The sequence below is a fragment of the Tenacibaculum sp. SDUM215027 genome (assembly GCF_050566205.1).
Lineage (GTDB): Bacteria > Bacteroidota > Bacteroidia > Flavobacteriales > Flavobacteriaceae > Polaribacter.
In genome coordinates, this window is record NZ_JBNXUE010000003.1 from 229,380 (window position 1) to 249,789 (window position 20,410).

A 20,410-nucleotide genomic window follows, 5' to 3' on the forward strand; every position below is an offset into this window, starting at 1 on the left:
CTTATAAAACAGCTGTTTTTAAAGCCTCTAATCGTTCTTTTCTCTGAGGTAAATCAGTATTAGCTCCACGAGTTGCCCTATAATACCTATATGCTTCTTGGCTATGTTCAACTTGATCTTTATCTTTCAATAACCTATCTGGATCATCCGATTTTCTAAATTCATCTACCAAATCCATAAAGCTTGAATATTTATCAGCTAAATCAAATAAATTAACCTTTTCAACTCCTTCTAATATCAACAAAGCAAATAACGTATATAAATTATAGTTAGTTTTTGCTTTTTCTGTAATAGCTTTATTATGCTCCTCTATTTTTATTATACTTTCCTTTACTTGCTCTTTTACTATATTAAATCTATCAACATCAATTAAAAACTCTCCATCCTCTTCTATAGAATCAAATTGAGCATATTTTTCATCTAAATAGTCTTGATCAAATCCCACAATTTTATTCTCTAAAATTATCAAAAACAACTCAGAAACCAATTGAACATTTTTCATTCTTTTGGCCTTAGCTTTAGATGTTACTTTTATTTTTTCCCAAAAAATATCATCATCAGCTTCACCCTCTACTAAATTTATAAACCATCCGTCATATCTAGCATGTCTTAACTCTTGTCTTTCAAGGTTTCGAGAATTTCTATTAACCCTATCAAAAACTTCATTTATATCAAGACCATCAATATCCATGAAGTCCACTGGAACATTGTAGTTCCAAAAAATCTTTTTCATTTCTGGGTCTAATTTATTAAACCTTAACCCATCTAATCTTACATCTCCAAAATCCTTATCTATGGCTACTTTATTCTTCGCGAACAATAGAATTGTCTCTATTCTTTGCTTTCCATCTACAACATGATATGTTACAACTCCTTCATCATTAATAGTCTTATGAATAAAAATAGGAGGGCATGGATAATTTCTAAAAATGGTATCTAAAAAATATTTTCTGTCAGAAGAAGTCCATACACTTCTTCTTTGATAAGGTGGATTTAAATCTAATTGTCCTCTGTTGTCTAAATCGATAAACCAAGAAATATCTTGTACTGAAGGTTGTCTTTTCATAAAATTTAATTAATATGGTCCTAAAAATTTGTGTCCATTAAAGTGTATCATATGTGTTGGTGAATCAGCAACCCAAACTTCACTCTCCCATGAAATTTCAGATATATACCTAGCCATAGCTTTTCTATTTAAAAAAGCTGTAACATATACTAAGTCTGCCTTTGAATCTTTAAACAATTCTTTTAATTCATTATACCTCTTTCCATCAACTGGCCCATGACTAGTTACCGATTCTACTAAAACCAACCACTTTTTTTCTTCATAATATAAAATAACATCAGGTAATTTCCCTTTTGAATCAATTATTACCCCTAAACTTTCTAATCTGTTTTTTTGATAATAACCAGTTTTATTTTCTGTATCTCCAACATAAATCAACTCAGAACCAGGCACAAACTGAGGGCCAAACTCCTCTATTATTTTTTTTATCAGAACACTATGATCCCCTGGAGTCAAGTTAAACACCTCTCCATTTATCATCAAAGGAACCAACTTCTTCTTCCTCTCCATAGCATACTTATCCACTAACGTTTTCCTTTTAGCTAGAAAATCTGCAAGCTTTTCTCCCCAACTATCATCTTCATAGCTCATTAAAACCTCTTTTAACTCGGAAACCACCTGATAACAAGCTTTTGGACTATTTGGTGGTCTCTCAGGTTTATCTGGATTATAAGCCACTAATCCTCCCTCTATAAACTGGTGAAGTGTTTGTCTCCTAAAAGTCTCTCTTGTATTAGGAGCATACTCTTTACCATACACAGCCTTAACCCACTCCATTATAGGAGTAACTCCTTTCATAGGATTACCTATTGTATTCCATGAGCTATCAGGTTTTAAATCTAGTAGTGCTAGTAAGGTTAAAGCCGACCTTTCATTTTGTTGCGCTTTTGGCATACCTAAGCTAGCAATAACCTCAATGGCTTCATTTATTTTAACTTCAATATCCAAAGGATTACCACCTTCTTTTTCGTCTTTTCCTAACATATCATTTATTATAATATTTAAAAATTCATCTATCTTTTCTTGATTAAAATAGTTCGACTTCATCTTCTCTCCTAACTTTTCTAAAACTTCTCTACTAGGATACCTCAATGCTCTTAAATCAGTAGCATTTACCTGAGTATTTCCGCTTACTCCTCTATAATATTTATCTATGAGACTACTATTCAAATATAAATATAACCCTTTAACCAAATTTTCATTTAATGCTTTCTTTTTTAAGTGAAATACATTTAGCTTATTCTCAAAACCAACAAATTTTCCAGGAAGGCTAGAGTCATAAATTGTTGCTACTATTCTTTTTTTTTCTTCTTTAGAGCTAAACCTTTTCACTAACAAAAAACATCCTTCATTTTCCCACAAACAAGATCTTGTTTTATTGCTCAACTCTATTCCATTTGGCTTTTTCGAATTTACAGGCCATTTTAACACCCCTTCTCTTAAATGATTAGGGTATATTAAAGGATAAGATGAGTCAGTAGGAGTCATAATTAAACTCTCTTTCACTCTAAAATCCACTACAGGCCCCGTACTTACCTCTACATTTATATCCTCTAAAGAACTAGTGAAGATTGATAACCTATCTATAATCTTTTGTTCATATTCAGAAGAAGATATCCGAATAAAAAGATCTTTATCTTTCGGATTAACTACTTTATCAAAAGACACCCTCCTTTGCATTAAATCATCTGCAGTTAATGTCTTTGAGTTAGAATCCCTATAAAAATCCCCAGAGGAACTCTTGGTTATTAACACATCTCCTTGTTCTTTTCCTTTTATTAAGTGGATTATAATATTCTCTTGCAAGACTTTTTCCTCAGAAAATGCAGAATTTCTCTTATCAAACACATGTATTTTTTCAATACTTGTCTCCTCTAACAAGAACCTTCTAAAAGATAAAAAATAAAGTCCATTTGCAAACGACCTAGGTATGATTGCAACTATCTCCCCTCCTACTCTAGTCTGTTTAATTGCTTTAATTAAAAATGATGAATATAGATTCCCTGTATCAACTCCCATTTCCCTCAAATATACCCTTTGAGTGCTATTTTTAGTTATCTTACCATAAGGAGGATTCATTATTACATGAGAAAATTTTTGTTCAAATCCTGAAAAAATATAGTCATCATAATTAATACTAATAGAGCATCTTTCTTTAAGACGTTCATAACATAGTCTTACTGTATCTTCTAAGTCTCCCCTTAATGTAGAATCCAAATCAAATGCCTCTATTTCAATCTTATTCTTGTTTCCTCTTTTTATAAACTCTTCCACAAAGGACACAAATAAAGACCCCATCCCACAACCTGGATCCAAAAGATTAACATCTCCCTCTATTTTATCAAACATAGAACTCATATACTCACAAATCAAAGACGGAGTAAAAAACTGCCCTAATTTAGACTTCTTTCCCCTCTCCAATCTTCCAATTGAATGTATCCTCTTTAATTCTAAATTATAATTTAATTCCAAAAGTATATGATTTTTAAAAGTCAAATTTAGTAATTCAACTAAGATTAAATTAGAGTACCTAGGTTTATTTTTCCCACAAATTACACAAACTTATTCAAACAATCCAATTTACATTATACATGATTTGAATATTTTAATTTTTTAAAAACATTCTAGTATTTTTTATCTAATCCTAAATATCAGGAAGGAAATGAACTAAGGTTTTTTATTATATTTGAGTATCTCCAAAAGTGTTTGGAGATACTTTTTCTTTTTCATAGCAATTTACCCACTCAATAGAGTGGGTTTTTAGTTTCAATCATGTCTTTTTTTATATTTCACTCGTTAACTCATTTTATTTTAAATTGAGTTAACGAGTGAAACGAGCAAAGACTTGAGATAAGGAACGGACGTGACTTAGCGATGGTTTTGTGAAGCTTTAACGAGATAACTCGATTTAAAAACCATCTAATAAAAAGTTATTCTTCTTTTCAAAACCTCTATTAATCCGTTTGAGTAGTAGAAATACAAATCGGGTATACCAAGTATAAAAGTTTTCGTTGAGTACATTCCTTTTCCATGTTTCTCAATATGACGTTACAAAATAACCACGCTGTTGACAACAAGCTCATAATTTTACTCATTTGGAAATTTGATACAAATATTGTACATTTTTTTACACAAAAAACTGTACGTTTTAATTTAATCATTATGAGAGTAATAACTATTTCCACTCTACGCAAGAGTTTAAAAAAATATCTTGACTATGTTTCAAAGTCAATGGAAGTGATAATTGTATCTAGAAGTAAAGGGGGCGATGCAGTTGTTATAATGTCTATTAACGAATATAATTCATTGAAAGAAACAGAACACTTATTATCTACAAAGGCTAATAAAAATAGACTAATGGAATCAATCGAACAAATCGACAATGGAGATACTTTTTCTTTTTCATAGCAATTTACCCACTCAATAGAGTGGGGTTTTAGTTTCAATCATGTCTTTCTTTAGATTTTACTCACTATCTCTTTTAAATTGAGTTAACGAAGTGAAACAAGCAAAGACTTGAGATAAGGAACGAATGTGACTTAACGATAGTTTTGCGAAGTTTGAACGAGATAACTCAATTTAAAAATTGGTGCTATCACTAAGTTTGTTCCATGTTGCAAAAAGAAAATCCCAGCTTTTGCTGGGATTTAAAAATTATTAATCATACCAATTAACCGTAGCCTTTCTTTCTGTTCTGACCCCATTAGAATCAATAAAAACAAATTTTATCTCTCCTTTCTGAGGTTGCACACCTCCTTGCTGACTAATAGCAATCCTACCATTTTTAAGAGTTCCCATATCTAACAATTCTCCTGGTCCAATCCTCTTTCCTGTATTATATTCTATTAAACTAGTAGAACCAAGATTACTCGTTTCATAATAAAATTTATACGTTAAAACTTGATACTTTACTTCAGGAGGAATAATATTAAAACTTGATGATAAATCAAATTGATAAAAATTCGAAAGATTATCAGCCCCTAATGTAACCTCAAAATTAGTAGGCAAAGACTCAAAATCGACTACTACTTTTTTCATTACCCCGTTTGAAGCTTTCACCTCAAACTCAATCGGTTTATTACTTATTTCAAACGCTTTATAATCCATAAAGAAACGTCCCCCAGGAGTATTATAAATATCTTCATTCATAAAAGAATCTCTTCCTCTTATTAGTTCTCCTTGCTGACCTCTGAAAGTTAATTTATAGCTTAAAGCTTCCATACCATTTGATAATATTTCGAAATCAAATCGTGTTAAATCATTCACGTAATTTTCACTTTTAGAAGGATAAATTTTAAACTCAAAATCAGTCTTTTTAACTAAAAAACTAACTACCACTTCGTGTTCTTTACCATTTGAAGCTTTTATTAAAAAGGTCAAACTGAAGTCACCAGCCTCTTTAGCTTTAAAAATTCCAGAGATCTTACCTTCAGATAAATTATTAAGTGACTCACCTTCTTTAAGCTCGTTGTCTCCAATCAATAAATTACCATATAGAGAGCTTCTAACATATTTTAATTCATAAGTTAAATCTTGATCCAACTCATTAGCAAGCTTTTCAATATCAAAATCAATAGTTACATCTTCTTTAAAGAAAATCTCATTAGCTGATTTTGTTACTGTAACTTGAAAATCATTCAAATCAACTATTTTGTAGGAAATTAATTTTTCAGCTTCTAAATCGCTATCATTTCTTATACTTATCTCTACTTCGTTTGACTCTAGTTCTTCAGCCATATAGACAATTTCTGTTTCTAAAGATTTTAATTCATATTCTTCTCCTGGTATTAAGGCTAAACCATCCATTTTATATAACCCCTTTCCTTTATTTAGTTTGTAAGAAAAGTAATACTTTACTCCTTTTACGATTCTCTCTGGAGTTATTTTAATAGAAGTTTTTACTTCTTCTCCTATGCGGCTAATTTCTTTTTGTTCAGTGGTAATTTCAAAATCAAAATTGTCTTTGATTATTACATCTAAATCGCTATCACACGATATAAAAACTAATATTAATAGAGTGTATAAAAGATTTTTCATAGTTATTTTTTTTTTAAAAGATTACATATTTTAAACCTAGACCAATCATAAATTTAGATTTACCTACTTCACTGTTTGCATGATAAAAGTGAGTGTATCTTCCTAACAAATGAAATCTATTAGATATAAATAAATCTGCTTGTACAGCTCCAAAACCTCCATAAATAGTACCTCCTTTACTTGTTATTAAAGCTCCATTAGGCAACTCATTATTTCCTTTATTTATACTCTCACTTCCTAAAACTCCTCCAATTCCTATATAAGTGCACACTAAGCCGTTTAAAGTTGATAAAGGCTCTATTCTTTTAAAATAACCTAGATTTATACTGTGTACATTTACATCGACATTGTATTCCGTTTTTCTTTCCTTCAGGTAACCCGAATACACACTTGCTTCAAGGAAATCGTATTTTATGTCATTGAATGAATAGGAAAAGCCAAAAAGTGTAGCTATTCCATCATCTGTATATCCTGCAAAGCCAGCTAAACTTTTTTGACTTTGTGCATTTGAAACTGGGATATAGAGTATGAGAATTAATCCCAAGAGTATTATTTTTCTTAATTTATATGACATTTCTATAATATTTTTAATTAATGTTAAATTTGTTGAGTAAGATGGTAAGTACCAGTTACCATCTTACATGACATTTCTTAATGTTTGGTAGGACGTTATCTTATAACTCCTACCTTTTTTCTTTTAACTATTTATTCATTGGCTATTACGTTTTTAAAATTCTCTTGAACTACATCTAAAGCTTCAAGTAATGAAACATTGTATTTATCTCTCAACCTTATGGCTTCATCTAACAAGTACAAGACTTTCTCAGACAAAAATTCTTGGTATAAATCATCTATCTCTAGTTTGTGTTTTAGCTTACTATTTTCATCTAAAACAGCAGCTACAAAAGGCATTAAAAAATGATGTTTTATTCTTTGTGTTTCTATATTAAATTTACTCATAACTTGTTGTTTAACCTGTGAAAAAACTCTATTTTTAGGGGTTTGCTTTACTTTCCCTATCAACGGGCGATTTGCTAAAACTTTATAAAATCATCGTCTTCAGAAACTTTTATTGAGGTTGGCTCTAACAAAATAGATTTCGCTTCTTCTATTATTTTTCGGTAGTTCTTTTGCACATCTTCTTCAGAAGCTTTGAACTCAAATTCTAAATCTGTAGTTTCAATATCTTTATCTACTAAAAACTTGGTTTTAAGAAGTTCTTTTTTATTTCCTTCAGCTATAAATCCATAAAACTCTCCTGGTTCTAGATTCATGATATCTGTACTTTTTACTCGATCTCTTTCCTGAATGGTTTCTGACATATTCTCACTGGAAGAATTTACATGTTTTCCAAAGAAATCTGAATCATGAAACGAATCTCCTTTACTTTTTGTTTGGTATTTTTTATCTGCTCTACCAAACATTTGAGTTATCATTCTAGCAGTGTTATTGTTGACAGTTCTTCCAAAAAATTGATTCCCCATGTTGCTTAGGATAACTTGAGCTTTGTCATTCTTATACCTATCCACAAGCTGACTAAAATCTTGCGCACCATAAACAGTAGCTACTTTATTGCTACGTGCGGTTGCTGGTATCTGTTCAAAATTTGGAATGTATAATGTAGGTGCCTCATCCAAAACAATAATAGACTTATGCTTATTAGGCTGATTCATTTGCTTAGCAGCTACAGAGATAATCAAAGAAATGACTGGTGCATAAGTTTCAGACAGCGTACTTTCATTACCAATACATAAAAACTTAGGATCGTTAGGATTATTAATATCTAAATCAATATCATTTCCTGATAGCACCCAGAAAATATCTGGAGTATTAATTTTTGATAAGTTTGCTTGTAAGGTGCTTATTACTCCCGCTACTTGTTTTGAAGCATTGTTTTTGATTGCTTGATTCAAACTTGCTACCAGTCCTGCGGTTTCAATATTCTCTGCTATTTTTTCTAAAAGTATATTTATATCACTATACAGAACTAAAGAAATAATATGCGGTAACGTACAAAACTGAGGATACTCCTTTTTGAGATACCAAATAATCCCTGTAAGAACACTTTTTGCATCAATCATAAAGTAATTCTCATTTTTAATATTGCTAGGGGAAAGATTATAAAGCAATGTTTGAGAATACTCATGTGCATAGGCTGTTTTAACCATTAAATCGGGATTCAATGGGTTTATCCTCACACTTTTTCGAGCTTCTTTAAAATCTACGAAATAAGACTTGACATTTGATTCATTTCTTAATATTTGACTAATAGCAAAACTTGATAATTCAGGACTTTTAAAATCATACAACAAACCTGTAAAACTCTTTTTAGCAGTCTGTTTTAAAATAGGATATATCAAACTAACACTTTTTCCTGATCCAGCTCCTCCTTGAATAAAAACACCTCTAAAAGCGTTGTTTAATACTACATCTCCTTCTTCAGTTGAAAAAACAAATGCATCATCACTTATTTTGTACTCTTCTTCTTTTTCTCTGACCTTTTTACTTTTATTATTCGGTTTAAAAGAGAATACTTTAAACAAAGTATACCCAAGAATATAAACAGGCACTGTAATTGTAAATGGAATTATTAGCGCTGGAATAAATGATATTACCGCTCCTATCATAAAAGGAAACTTAGCTTGCTTTCGTAAGAATATGGCGTAAACTCCAGTAGTTATAAAAATATTAATTACTCTATAAAACCCTAGCCAGTAAACATATTCGTTAATAAATTGATTCATGTTAATATGATATTAGATTATTGTTTTGCTTCTCTTTTTGTTGTTTTTCTATTTCTATACGTTTTCTTAAATCTTGTTTCTCTTGAAAAGTTCCGTTTTTCAAAATCCTTACGACCTCGAATTTTTCTTCCATATTTCTTGTGTAACCAAATTTTTCATCAAATGATTTCTCATTGAGAATTTTATAGTTACTTCTGTCAAAACCTCCTTTCACAGACTTAGAGTTTAACACGAGGTTTTTACTATTTCTAGCATTAGATAAAGGACTCAAACTAACACGATAGTCTTTATGCATCCTTGAAACTGTAACATGAACATGACTATTCAAACCATTTTTCAATTCTCCACTTTTGAATAATCCTTTCTTTACATCTTCATCATATCCTTTGTATCTTCTTTTATGCTCTACTTTAGCATGCCAGACAATATCATCTTTAGTTATTCCTTTATTGAAATTACTAGCGTAATTTTTCATAGCTTCTTTAGTATATTCTCTAAGAAGCTTATTGTATTCTTGATACTCTTCCTGAGTTAACTCTTTAACATCAGATACATCTTTACCTGAAACTTTCCTTACCAAGTATTTTAATTCTTTATCACTAAAGTTTAAAGTGACTGTGAAATATTTATCTTGAGCTTTTTTCAACCCTTTTCCTTTAGCATTTTCATCAATCATACTTATTGCATTTACCGTAGATATTTTATCTTCATATTGATTGAAAAAGAAGTTCTGTTTCTCAGGAATTCCATCTTTTATATACTCTGAATTTTCCTTGTTCAAGTAAAAACCATATTTAGAAGAACTTCCTTTATTGTTGTCTGACGTTTTATGAATAATTGTTACAGGCATTTGACTTTTTTAAGATTGCTCTTTTATCTTTTGAAAAATCTTATTAAGATTCTGAATCAACTTTTCAAATAACTCTTTTGTCATATCTCCATTATCTTGAATTTGCTGTCTCATCGGATAAAGTATATCAGCTTCTTGTGTCTTAAAAAAGGACACAATTCGACGATCAATTACCTTTATCATTTCTGTGGTACTTTTTCCTTTAATGATTCTTGGATCAGTACCAGTCTTTTTGAAAAACAAAATCATTTCTTCTGTAAAACCTCCAATACTTCTATTGTGATCTGACGCTAATTTTTTTAATTCTTTATGACCTCTTTCAGAAATTACTATGCTTTTTTTCATCATTAAAACTTTATCCAAAAGTCAAGATTTTTAGCCGTGAAGATTTTGCACTTTGAAGAGAAGTGCAATTTTAGAATTATAAGTAACTGGATATTAAACTTTTGTAAAACAAACTGTTTTGACATTAAGTGCAACAGGTTTTATAAAACTTAACACTAACAATCAAGTAGTTAGCCACACCTTTATAACTTTTTTATAATTGGTTATAATTTTTAAAAACCTAGACAAGTCAGGCGTAGCCTGCAAGCTCGATGCAATCGCGAGCGGGAAAATCATCGCGCAGCGTGATTCCCGCTCGCTATTCTTTGAAAAAGAATAATCTTCGACAAAAATAACTTTTAACTCAAATAAGCAACTATAGAAATTCATAAATCTAAATACGGTTTTCCATAGAGTTTTATTTTTAATCTTTATACATTTACTTGCACTCTTATTAAAAAAGAATAATACCTCACTAAAAAAATAGCACATAGTATGAAAATTAAATTTTTAGCTTTATCAAGAACTACTGACCTAGAGATAAAATCACAGACAAACATCGACGAGATTATGAGTGATTTTTTTTTGGCATTTGCTAAAGAAATTGATTATGATAATCGAAAAATCAGTATCGAGCAACTACAAAAAAACACCAGTGATTTAAAAATAAAGATTAATAATATTGTTCAAAAATATAAATCATCAGCTCCTCAAATTAACCAACTAAACAAATATTTTGGAGATTTAAAAGATAATGAGTTTTTCTTCATTTTTGTCAACTCGAATCTTAACAACGAACAATATTTTAATTTATATAATTATTTATCTGCTTTAGAGGACAACAAAGATTTTGGAGTAGCTTCTAAAGAAATGGATGACTTATTTGGAAAACTAAGGGAGAACTATGACATAATTGCATTTGATAAAAACACTAGAAAAAAAATCGGAGAACCTGACAAGTCAAAAAGAGTTTGTAGATTTTGCAATAAAGGATCCGAAGAAGTAACATTCAAAAAAATTGCACATTCTATTTCTGAGTCACTTGGAAACAAAAAAATTATTACAAATGACGAATGTGATTCTTGTAATGAAAAATTTGGCTCAGGAATTGAAAACGACTTGATTTTATACCTAAATCTTTATAGGAATTTTTTTAGTGTTAAAGGAAAAAATGGTATTCCTAAACTCAAAGGAAAAAACTTTCAAATATACAATAATGGAGAAGGTAAAATCGAAATAAAACACTTCTTAAATGAAGAAGAAGAGAATGACCCAAACTTTGATAATTCTAAAATACAGCTTGAAACAAATCAAAATATTGTATTTCAGAATATATATCGAACATTAGCTAAATATGCTTTAAGTGTTATTGACAAACAGTCCTTAAATAATTTTGAAAACACAATTCGTTGGATAAACCAAGAATTTGATGGTGAAAAATTACCCAAGGTTGCAATGCTTACTTCTTATGACTTATTTTGTAATCATCCTCAATTAATCATATACAAGCTCAAAAAAGACCATGATAGTTTACCACATGCCGTGGCTGAATTCCGGTTCACTTTCTTAACTTTTGCATTTATTATTCCTTTCTCAAGTAAGGATAAAATAGATTATTCAAATGAAGAAGATTTCAATAACTTCTGGAAGTTCTTTAAACATTATAATTCTATCAAAGGATGGAAATTTAGCAAAATAGATGATACTACTCCAAAAAAACTTAAAATGATTTTGAACTTTTAAAGTTCAAAAAAAAAGAAACACAAACTAATTAATAATCTGTTCTCAACTACTTCTGAAAATCCAAGAGTGTTTTCAGAAGTAGGCAAACATTTACATTTTAATCAATGTGGCAACTTTTCCACATCGAAAAAAACATCCTTGTTTCAATTTTCTTGTTTTCAATTTTCGTTCAGAATTCACTTTTTGAAACCAAAATCACTTAAAAATCTACTAACTTGTAATATTATTGTAGGTTAACCTTATTGTACTCGCTCTACAGCCCTTTGACATCAAGGGCTACAGGATATAAATCACACTAATTTACTACTAAAAAAAGTTGAATTCACACCAATTTACTACTAAAATCACACTAATTTACCACTAAGCCACTTTATTTCACACTCTAAAAATCAGAAGTGTGATTACATTTTATAAAAAAACGGTGCATCTTTTCCACACCGTTTAAAAACCCTAATTACTAACTCCTAACTCAGGAAGAATTACAAATCTTAATAAGTTATAAATATCTGCTTTACCCTTTTTAGCAGAAGTAAAATCATCATCCAGCCTACAAAATCGGTTGTAAGCCTTATTAATAAAACCTCTCTTAGCTATCTCCTCTGTGAAAATAAAAGCAGAGTTATCTTTGTTGTTAGGGAAGAAAAGCAATAAAAATCTATAGACATAATTATACTCTTGTTCGTTCACAGTTATCTCTACATCATTCTCTAAATATTTATTTCTGTGTATTTTAATATTTATATAATCATAACTCCTCCCACCTCTCTTCTCTAAAGAATAATTGAAATATAAATCTGCTTTTTCTTTTAGTTCTCTCTTTGCAACCTCTAAAACTTTGTTTCGTAAGTGAGCTATCTGCTTATACTTATCCTCAACCTGCAAATAAACCCTAAAGGATATTAAATCACTATTAAACCCTCCTCTATCTACCCATCTACAACACAATTCATAAAGTATTTTAGAGTGTATAGAATTAAGGTTTAATGCTATATTTTTTTGAATAGCTGTAAATCCTCCTCCGATATAACAAAAGAAAACACATGCAGTTGATGGAATTACTAACGTTATATATTTAGACCTTACTTCGTATTCTAACGCCCCAACTATAAAGGATAAGTTTTTCCTAACCTTATTCTCTTTTGGTATTACTAAATCAAACTCAACAGGTTTTGTCGCCAAAGACTTAACCGCTTTCCTAATATTAGAGTAGTTTTTATTTTTATCAAGCTTACTGAGTTCTAGGGTAATTTTTTGCTCCTTATACACTTCAAATGGATCTTTAGACTTAACCTCCTGAAGTTTCTCTATAATGTGATAAATTATATTTTTTTCAATACAAGTATATCTGAACTTGGCTGTAGAAACATGATTAGGTTGTATTATAAAATGACCTGTTTTAGAGCGAGTCATAACACAACCTATTTACCCGCCTTAATTAACTTTCTGTTCTTTCTTGCAACATCGAGAAGCTCTTTTTTTGAATAAAAAATTGCTCTACTTCCTGGCACTTGATAAAAAGGCACTAGGCTTTTCTTTTTCCAGCTAATCAAACTAGTTACTGAAATTCCTAAAAATTTAGCTGCTTCTTTTTGAGTCAACCTATCTTCTTCAGGTGTATTATTGAAATCACTTACTACTTCTGTTTTTCTAATTTCATTTAGAATTAATCTAACAGCTCTTACTAAATCTTCTTTATTATGTGTGTAGAAAAGTACGTTTGACATATTTAAACTTTTTTAAATTCAACTTGTGTTTACACTGGCTAAATTCAGTTTAAATGTGTCTCTTAAACTTGCACTAAAGGTTTAGGTGCAACTAACTTTTGTTTTTTTATCTAACTTACTAAAGGGTTAGAAACTTTATTTTTTTTCGACAAGTGCAACTTTACATCATAACAAGCTTTGCTATTCTCATATTTCTTCAACACGTCTTCATTAGAATAGAAAACTGTACTAATTAAGTTCTGCCTTTTGTTTGCTCTCCCACCTTCTATTTCATCAGAGAACATAAAGTAATTACCTCTTTTAACTTCTCCTTTTAAAGTTCTGATTCCAAAACCTAAATCTTCATTTTTATTTAAAAACTGTGACAGTATTGTAATTGTGTCTGTTTGATTATTTAAAATGTACCCCGAGTAGGAAAGAAATACAAAAAACTTAACAAAATCTACTCTATTTGCCTTGTTCTTTTTTCCTTTTAAAAAGACAAATTCTTCATTATTAAATGAATTTACATCTCCTTTTAAAACACAGTCGACAAAACCTTTAATCAGATCACTCAAGTTTTCTGGTAAATCTAAATTCATTGACCTAAATAATTCTATCAAACCTTTAAGTAAAACGGTTTTATTACTCTCATTAGATAATACTACACTTAACTGGTTGTCATTTTTCCTCCCATTTGAATTCAACTTTTCCTCAAGGTTACTTAACCTATACATCAAATTAAAAGTTTTATCATCTGAAATTTTATCAACATCTATACTCCTAAGAAAATCCTTATACAAACTAATTGGTATCGTAAAATCTTTATAAAAAACAATTTCTGTAACACTTACATCAGAATAATATCTAGGATCAAAATCTATAATACAACCATGATTCAACCTATTCGACACATCATTTAATCTTTCCAAAAGTTCTAATATCTCATATTTTATTTCTCTTTTAGAAAACATTGATAGATTATACAAAACAGCTTCTTTCCATGTTTCAAAACTCATAACAAACAAACTAGCTTCAAAATACTTTTCCTTAAATATTGGTTGTTTATATTCAATTTTCTCACGGTACAAACTTAAAGTCATTTGATTTATGATTGCTTCAATACACTCCATCCTTTTACTACAAAGAAAGTATATCAATTTTTCATCAAAAAATACACTTTTAGAATCAACTCCATGAATCTTTCCTTCACCTAAATAAGAGTTCCTTAATAAAATATGGATATAAACCAATCTATCATTTAAACTTAAAGTCCTTAATTTAAATTCTAATTCTTTTTCTGTCATAACTTATCCCAAGTATTATCCATTTCTTGTTTCTTAAAGTCTTCTGCAATTTTCACATAACGCCTAAACGATTCTTCCTTTTTATGCCCCGTAATGTTACGCACAACCATTTCTTTCATTCCTAGTATAAGGGAATTAGTAACAAACGTTTTACGGGCTGTATGCGTCGTTATCAGCTCATGTTTAGGAACTGTCTTATCAATTCTTTTTTTACCTACAAACCTTGTTGTGGAGGTTGGCGTATTAATTCCAGCTAACTCACAACATTCTTTTATGTACTTATTCATTTTCTCTCTTGAGATAACTGGAAGAGGTTCATAGATTGTGTTCTTATATTTATCTAGAATTTCTTTAGCAAAGCGATTCAAAGGTATTTTATGATCTATCGTTTTTGTCTTTTGAATATTCAACTTTATATAATCATCAAAAACATGAGAAGAGTTTAGTTGCTTTAAATCTGAATATCGAAGACCACTAAAGCAACCAAAGCAATAAGTATCTTTTGTGTGCTCTAACCTTGGAGATTCAAATTCATGCTTATAGAGCTGCATTAACTCTTCCATTGTTAGATAAACTACTTCTATTTCCTGTTCTGGAGCTTTAAATTTTTGATATGCTATATTTTCATGATATCCTCTATCAAAAGACCAGTTCATAAAAGTTTTCAATACTGAAACCAGCTTAGCGAAGTAGTTATTTAACGTACTTCTTTCTTCAAAGGCATAATCTCTAAAATCCTCAAAAAAATCAATCGTTATATTATCGAAATGAAGCCTGAAGTTTTTAGCTTCAGAAAAATCTTTATAAAAATTAAGTGCAGTTCTATAACGTCTAAGAGTTCCATCTGTTTTAATATTCTTGCCTTTCTCTATGAACTCTTCAAAGCAATCAACAAAATCATGAGTCAACTTTACTTCTAACCCTGAATTAAGCTTATCTAAAACAAACTCTTTTGTAGGCTCAATGTTATTCAACATCAAATACCTAAAAATGCTTTTTACAATCCCCTCTTGCTCATCTAACTTCTTATTGTACTCTACATGATAATTATATTCTTCCGATTTCGTAGACGGCTTTATTCGTTGGTCTTTTGCCTTCCAATGCTTTTCTTTTACTCTTACGTCTTTTACGTCCTTCCTTACCCTTTCTCCTTTAAACGTAATCGTCATTAAAACTGGTATCAATCCACTTTTATTAATCTTATTCTTTCTTAAACTAAATGAAACTTGCATTCTTATTTAACTATACTTAAACGGATTAAATTGGTGTCATTTATGGTGTCAGATTTTAAACAAAAAATAATAAAAGTTAATTTAACAACACAACACTAATCCCAAATATAGTAATAAAGAGAGAGTTAAGTAAGTAAAATTTTAATTAAAAACAAAGGTACTCCTGCCGAGGTCACAAAAGCAAACAAAAACCCACTGATTATCAGTGGGTTTGTTTTTTAAGGGTAAGTAAAACTATCTTTATATTGTTAACTTTTAAATACTCACAAAAAGTTATTTCTTAAAACAAAAGCTGACGAGCTTTCCATACCTTTTTCTTTTGATTATAGCTATGCAATGTTAAAAACACCTTTTCTTCCTTTCCATTTATTAATAGACCATCATTCTCTTTAAAGTTTTTCCCTAGAAAACTATAATAATCCTCTTGCGTTAATTCGTCTATAGGCTTTTTTAATTCAACTGAAAACATAGTACTATTAAACAAACTAGTCCCCATAAGCTCTTTGCTATAACAATATAGTTTATTACTATTTGAGTCTTCTATATATAAATAGTCATATATACTCATAAAAAAAGGCTTTGCCTTTTTTTCTAACCTTAACCCTTTTGCCGTATTTATAATTGTATTAAACCCATTATTTATCTTAATTCGTAATTCTTCATTAAAATATATATTTCCAACAGAATCTTTTATATGATAAGAGGGATTCAAATCTTTATTATAGAGACTTTCCCATATACAAAGTAGTAGAGTACTAAAAAAATATAAATCATACTCAGGGTTTGATTTACTTAAACCATCTATTCTTAAAACTACGGATGGATTGATAAGTTTCTCTATTTGTTTATCTATATTCTTTTTCATTAACTATGTCTTCTTCAAATAATAAACGGAACTAGTAACAGCTAAACACTTTATGATTATTTTTTTTCTCGAAAGTCTTTATACACACATTTTTTAGTTCTGTAACAAAGTATAACATCACTATTTATTTTTTCATACAAAATATCTAATAACTCTTCTTTTAGCTCCATATGGTTCCAGTTAGCTGGTATGTCAATAAAATTAGCTTCTTTATCATTCAACATAGTAAAAATTAAAACACGCTCTCCTGTGTACCCTCTTGTTCGCTTTCCTTGTGCGTTTTCTATAAAAGGTTTTATAGATATTGAGTCATTCCTATGTTTAATATTGTGCAGATAAAACTTTAATTTATTCTTATACTCATAGCTAGTTGTTTTAACTAAAAATGTTCTATTATTTAATAAAAAAAGTGAGTCTAAAGTCCTAGCTCTATTAGACATCCAATCTTTATGTTTTTCTTTAGTATGTTTAATATCTTTCACTGTATTTAAAACTGCTTTGAAATTAGTTTTTTTCACTAAGGCATTCTTAATTACACCTTTTTCCTTGTCGGATAAAACGATAGTATCCTGACTTTTTTTCTCTTTTGTAGAACCTTGTTCTATGTTACTTTTTGGTATTTTGCAACTACATATAAATAAAATAACAATTCCTAATAAAATATTTCTGCCCACTTTTATTTTTCTATCTATATCCTTATTCATTAACCATTTTTTCAAGTAATAACCATAAATTATTAACTGCTAAATACACTATAATTATTTCTTCTCTCGAAAGTCTTTATACACACACTTTTTAGTTCTATAACAAAGTATTACATCACTATTTATTTTTTTATATAAAGTATCCACTAGTTCCAACCTCAATTTATAAGGGTTCATTTTTTCAGGAATATCAATATAATTTGCAGTCATATCATCTTTCATTGCTAAAATGAACACCCTGTTACTTAAATAACCCTCTGTGAATTTACCTTGTGCTTTTTCTAAAAAGGGTTTGATAGATATTGAATCATTAACACATTTAATATTGTGTAAATAAAAAACTAAATCTTTCTTGTATGTATAACTTGTAGTTTTTACTTGAAACTTTTCTGAATCAAGTTCAAATAATCCTGAGAACACATAGCTATAATCACTCACCCAATCTTTATGTTTATTTTTGGTGTGATTAATATTTTTTAATGAACCAAGTAACTTTTTAAAATCATAACTTCCAGTTAATCGTAACTTTTTATTTTTAGTTACTTCATTATTTTTTATAACTGAAGTTTTTAAACTATCAATACTATTCTCCTTAGTTACAACATTTGAGAATTTATCTGCCTTCTTTTTACAGTTAAAAAAAATCAAACTAAAGAATAGTAAAATAATTATTAAACATCTCATAACTATTTCTTCTCTCTAAAATCCTTATAAACACACTTTTTAGTTCTGTAACAAAGTATTGCATCACTATTAATTTTTTTATATAAAGTATCTATTAGTTCTAACCTTAATTTATAAGGGTTCATTTTTTCAGGAATATCAATATAATTTGCAGTCATATCATCTTTCATTGCTAAAATGAACACCCTGTTACTTAGATAACCCTCTGTGAATTTCCCTTGTGCTTTTTCTAAAAAAGGCTTAATAGATATTGAATCATTAACACATTTTATATTGTGTAAATAAAAAACTAAATCTTTCTTGTATGTGTAACTTGTAGTCTTCACAATTAATTCATCTTCATCTAAACTAAAAATATTGTGAACAAAACCAGCACTACTATTGGTTAACATATCTGAATATTTGCTGCCAGTATTTTTAATACTCTTCAGTTTCCCTATTACATTGCTAAAGTCATTCTTTGTTAAGAATTTCTTCTTCTCAATTTGTTTTAATCTATTAATCTTTGAGTTTTTTAAACTACTATCTTTTAAATTTATGTCCCCAGCTATTGTTTTATCTTTTTTTACACTTTCTTTACACCCTAATGAAATGATAAAAACAAATAACATTAATAAATATTTCATAACTATTTTATTTTATTTCTTAATTGATACAAACTCAAATTCATAGGAAAATAATATCTCCATTCATAAATAAATTTCAAAAACCAACTTTCAAGTTGTTTTCCTGATTTAGGTAATACCCCAAATATCTGATCAAGAAACTCAAAACTAATATTTTCGCCTCTTTTATTAGCTACGATGGTAAACGAATGAAAATCGGCATTATATGCCCCTATAAACACATAATATCCGTCTTTAGGGCATTTGTTTTTCATATATTCCACAGGACTTTCTTTGAACCTGCTTAGTTCTACATCTGTATTTCCTGCTGTACCATCATTATTAAGCACTTCTCTATCTTTAATATCAATTACGGTAAAAGTTTTTGATGGTTCATCATATATAAGTTTCCTTAATTCATCCTAAAGTTTTTTATAAGCTGTCTTTTAGTTTAGTTATTGTTAAGGTATTTAAATAATTATTAATAGTTATTAAAAAGAGTTGATTTCGTTTATATTTCAGCATATTAGTCTCACTTTCTTTTGTTTGTATGAATGTTGATTTTTTTACTTTATCAATTATTTCCCCTGAATAGTCAATTATACTAACAAAAGTTTCTTTACCTTCATTATTTAGTATATATATATAATTATCATTTGATGTAGAGCTTATTAATTTAGCAGTAGAATAATAAGTTTTAGTTTGCCTATTTCCTTTAAAGTCCCAAATATTAATTTTATTTCCCTGTTTTTCAGAAATAAGAAATATTTTGTTTTTAGATATAGAATACCCTAAATCAATTATAGAACTAGCCTCAATATCTTGAGACCATTGTTTTTTTAAATCAAAATCAAACATCTCTATTTTAAAAATAGGTTTTTCTCTATTATGATAAGTAATAGTAGACACAATTACGATACCGATATCTTTGATAAAAACAGATTTCAGAGGGTAATATCTAAAGGCACCTTTTTCTTTAGTTTTAATTTTTATTTGATTTTTAATATTAAAACTAGTATCTATTTGTGAAATTATTAGTTCTGGTGTTTTCATATATTTAAATCCTTCTGTGATATAAAATAATCTATCACTATCCCCAATAATAAAACCATTACCTCTTGGATATTTTGAGATATCCATGTCTTTTTTTTCTAGAACTTGTAAGTTTTTGTCATATTTTATCAAAGAATCTGTAGATTTTAAATTTTCCCCTAATGTTCTTGGTATTGAACTTAGCACTATCAAGTTCTCTTTTAATAAAAATAAATCTTCTATGAATACAGGAGGTAATTTCTTTACTTTTTTTGTGTTTATGATAACAGTATCATTTTTTATATTTAAGAAATGAACTTTACCACTTCGGTTATCTGAATAACGAAATCTCTGAAAAAGAATTTCTGTTTCATTATCATAAGTCAAAGCCCCATCTGTACTAAAATTTTTGCAATAAGGATAAAACTCTTGTTTTGATATTTTATTAGTGTTTTTTTTACAAGATAGAAAACAATAAAGTACAATGATTACTATAAAAAATTTACTTTTCATA

Annotated in this window: 20 protein-coding genes; 2 read left to right on the forward strand and 18 right to left on the reverse strand. The window is 29.0% G+C overall.

Going from position 1 to position 20,410, the window contains the following annotated elements:
• Position 1: 1 nt before the first annotated feature.
• Positions 2-1,066, reverse strand: a complete 1,065-nt coding sequence (locus ACQYZ7_RS09240; protein ID WP_430729463.1) for a DUF262 domain-containing protein — start codon at positions 1,064-1,066, stop codon at positions 2-4.
• Between the two features lie 9 nt (positions 1,067-1,075).
• Complete coding sequence (locus tag ACQYZ7_RS09245) at positions 1,076-3,538, reverse strand: BsuBI/PstI family type II restriction endonuclease (RefSeq protein WP_430729464.1); 2,463 nt, start codon at positions 3,536-3,538, stop codon at positions 1,076-1,078.
• A gap of 690 nt (positions 3,539-4,228) precedes the next feature.
• Between ACQYZ7_RS09245 and ACQYZ7_RS09250 the strand changes: the two genes are divergently transcribed.
• On the forward strand, positions 4,229-4,474 hold the full coding sequence (locus ACQYZ7_RS09250) for a type II toxin-antitoxin system Phd/YefM family antitoxin (protein WP_430729465.1): 246 nt from the start codon (positions 4,229-4,231) through the stop codon (positions 4,472-4,474).
• A 249-nt stretch (positions 4,475-4,723) separates the two neighbouring features.
• On the opposite strand, the gene ACQYZ7_RS09255 is transcribed toward ACQYZ7_RS09250, so the two are convergent.
• From ACQYZ7_RS09255 to ACQYZ7_RS09280, 6 genes are all read right to left on the reverse strand, one after another.
• Positions 4,724-6,103, reverse strand: a complete 1,380-nt coding sequence (locus ACQYZ7_RS09255) for a TraQ conjugal transfer family protein (protein WP_430729466.1) — start codon at positions 6,101-6,103, stop codon at positions 4,724-4,726.
• Positions 6,104-6,116: 13 nt separating this feature from the next.
• Entirely contained in the window at positions 6,117-6,677 is a 561-nt protein-coding gene (locus ACQYZ7_RS09260) for a conjugal transfer protein TraO (RefSeq protein WP_430729467.1), read from the reverse strand.
• 131 nt (positions 6,678-6,808) lie between these two features.
• A complete protein-coding gene (locus tag ACQYZ7_RS09265; RefSeq protein WP_430729468.1) occupies positions 6,809-7,063 on the reverse strand; it encodes a hypothetical protein in 255 nt (84 codons plus the stop codon).
• A gap of 74 nt (positions 7,064-7,137) precedes the next feature.
• On the reverse strand, positions 7,138-8,847 hold the full coding sequence (locus tag ACQYZ7_RS09270; protein WP_430729469.1) for a type IV secretory system conjugative DNA transfer family protein: 1,710 nt from the start codon (positions 8,845-8,847) through the stop codon (positions 7,138-7,140).
• A 1-nt stretch (position 8,848) separates the two neighbouring features.
• Entirely contained in the window at positions 8,849-9,697 is an 849-nt protein-coding gene (locus ACQYZ7_RS09275; protein WP_430729470.1) for a DUF5712 family protein, read from the reverse strand.
• A gap of 9 nt (positions 9,698-9,706) precedes the next feature.
• Positions 9,707-10,042 (reverse strand): BfmA/BtgA family mobilization protein, encoded by a 336-nt coding sequence (locus ACQYZ7_RS09280; protein ID WP_028890647.1) that lies wholly within the window; start codon positions 10,040-10,042, stop codon positions 9,707-9,709.
• 474 nt (positions 10,043-10,516) lie between these two features.
• On the opposite strand from ACQYZ7_RS09280, the gene ACQYZ7_RS09285 reads away from it, so the two are divergent.
• Entirely contained in the window at positions 10,517-11,764 is a 1,248-nt protein-coding gene (locus ACQYZ7_RS09285) for an HNH endonuclease (RefSeq protein WP_430729471.1), read from the forward strand.
• 450 nt (positions 11,765-12,214) lie between these two features.
• On the opposite strand, the gene ACQYZ7_RS09290 is transcribed toward ACQYZ7_RS09285, so the two are convergent.
• The 10 genes from ACQYZ7_RS09290 to ACQYZ7_RS09335 form a co-directional block, all read right to left on the reverse strand.
• A complete protein-coding gene (locus ACQYZ7_RS09290) occupies positions 12,215-13,174 on the reverse strand; it encodes a replication initiation protein (RefSeq protein WP_430729472.1) in 960 nt (319 codons plus the stop codon).
• A gap of 8 nt (positions 13,175-13,182) precedes the next feature.
• Positions 13,183-13,488: a helix-turn-helix domain-containing protein gene (locus ACQYZ7_RS09295; protein WP_028890644.1), complete on the reverse strand. Its 306-nt coding sequence runs from the start codon at positions 13,486-13,488 to the stop codon at positions 13,183-13,185.
• A 110-nt stretch (positions 13,489-13,598) separates the two neighbouring features.
• Positions 13,599-14,774: a hypothetical protein gene (locus ACQYZ7_RS09300; protein ID WP_430729473.1), complete on the reverse strand. Its 1,176-nt coding sequence runs from the start codon at positions 14,772-14,774 to the stop codon at positions 13,599-13,601.
• A complete protein-coding gene (locus ACQYZ7_RS09305; protein WP_430729474.1) occupies positions 14,771-16,006 on the reverse strand; it encodes a site-specific integrase in 1,236 nt (411 codons plus the stop codon). The genes ACQYZ7_RS09300 and ACQYZ7_RS09305 overlap by 4 nt, the downstream gene beginning before the upstream one ends.
• Before the next feature lie 280 nt (positions 16,007-16,286).
• A complete protein-coding gene (locus ACQYZ7_RS09310) occupies positions 16,287-16,871 on the reverse strand; it encodes a hypothetical protein (RefSeq protein ID WP_430729475.1) in 585 nt (194 codons plus the stop codon).
• A 56-nt stretch (positions 16,872-16,927) separates the two neighbouring features.
• Positions 16,928-17,575 (reverse strand): hypothetical protein, encoded by a 648-nt coding sequence (locus tag ACQYZ7_RS09315; protein WP_430729476.1) that lies wholly within the window; start codon positions 17,573-17,575, stop codon positions 16,928-16,930.
• Between the two features lie 54 nt (positions 17,576-17,629).
• The gene (locus tag ACQYZ7_RS09320; protein ID WP_430729477.1) at positions 17,630-18,259 is read right to left on the reverse strand and encodes a hypothetical protein; all 630 of its coding nucleotides are present in this window, start codon (positions 18,257-18,259) and stop codon (positions 17,630-17,632) included.
• Between the two features lie 2 nt (positions 18,260-18,261).
• Positions 18,262-18,885, reverse strand: coding sequence for a hypothetical protein (locus ACQYZ7_RS09325; protein ID WP_430729478.1), 624 nt, complete (start codon positions 18,883-18,885; stop codon positions 18,262-18,264).
• 2 nt (positions 18,886-18,887) lie between these two features.
• The gene (locus ACQYZ7_RS09330; protein ID WP_430729479.1) at positions 18,888-19,214 is read right to left on the reverse strand and encodes a hypothetical protein; all 327 of its coding nucleotides are present in this window, start codon (positions 19,212-19,214) and stop codon (positions 18,888-18,890) included.
• 82 nt (positions 19,215-19,296) lie between these two features.
• Positions 19,297-20,409: a hypothetical protein gene (locus ACQYZ7_RS09335; protein WP_430729480.1), complete on the reverse strand. Its 1,113-nt coding sequence runs from the start codon at positions 20,407-20,409 to the stop codon at positions 19,297-19,299.
• Position 20,410: the final 1 nt, after the last annotated feature.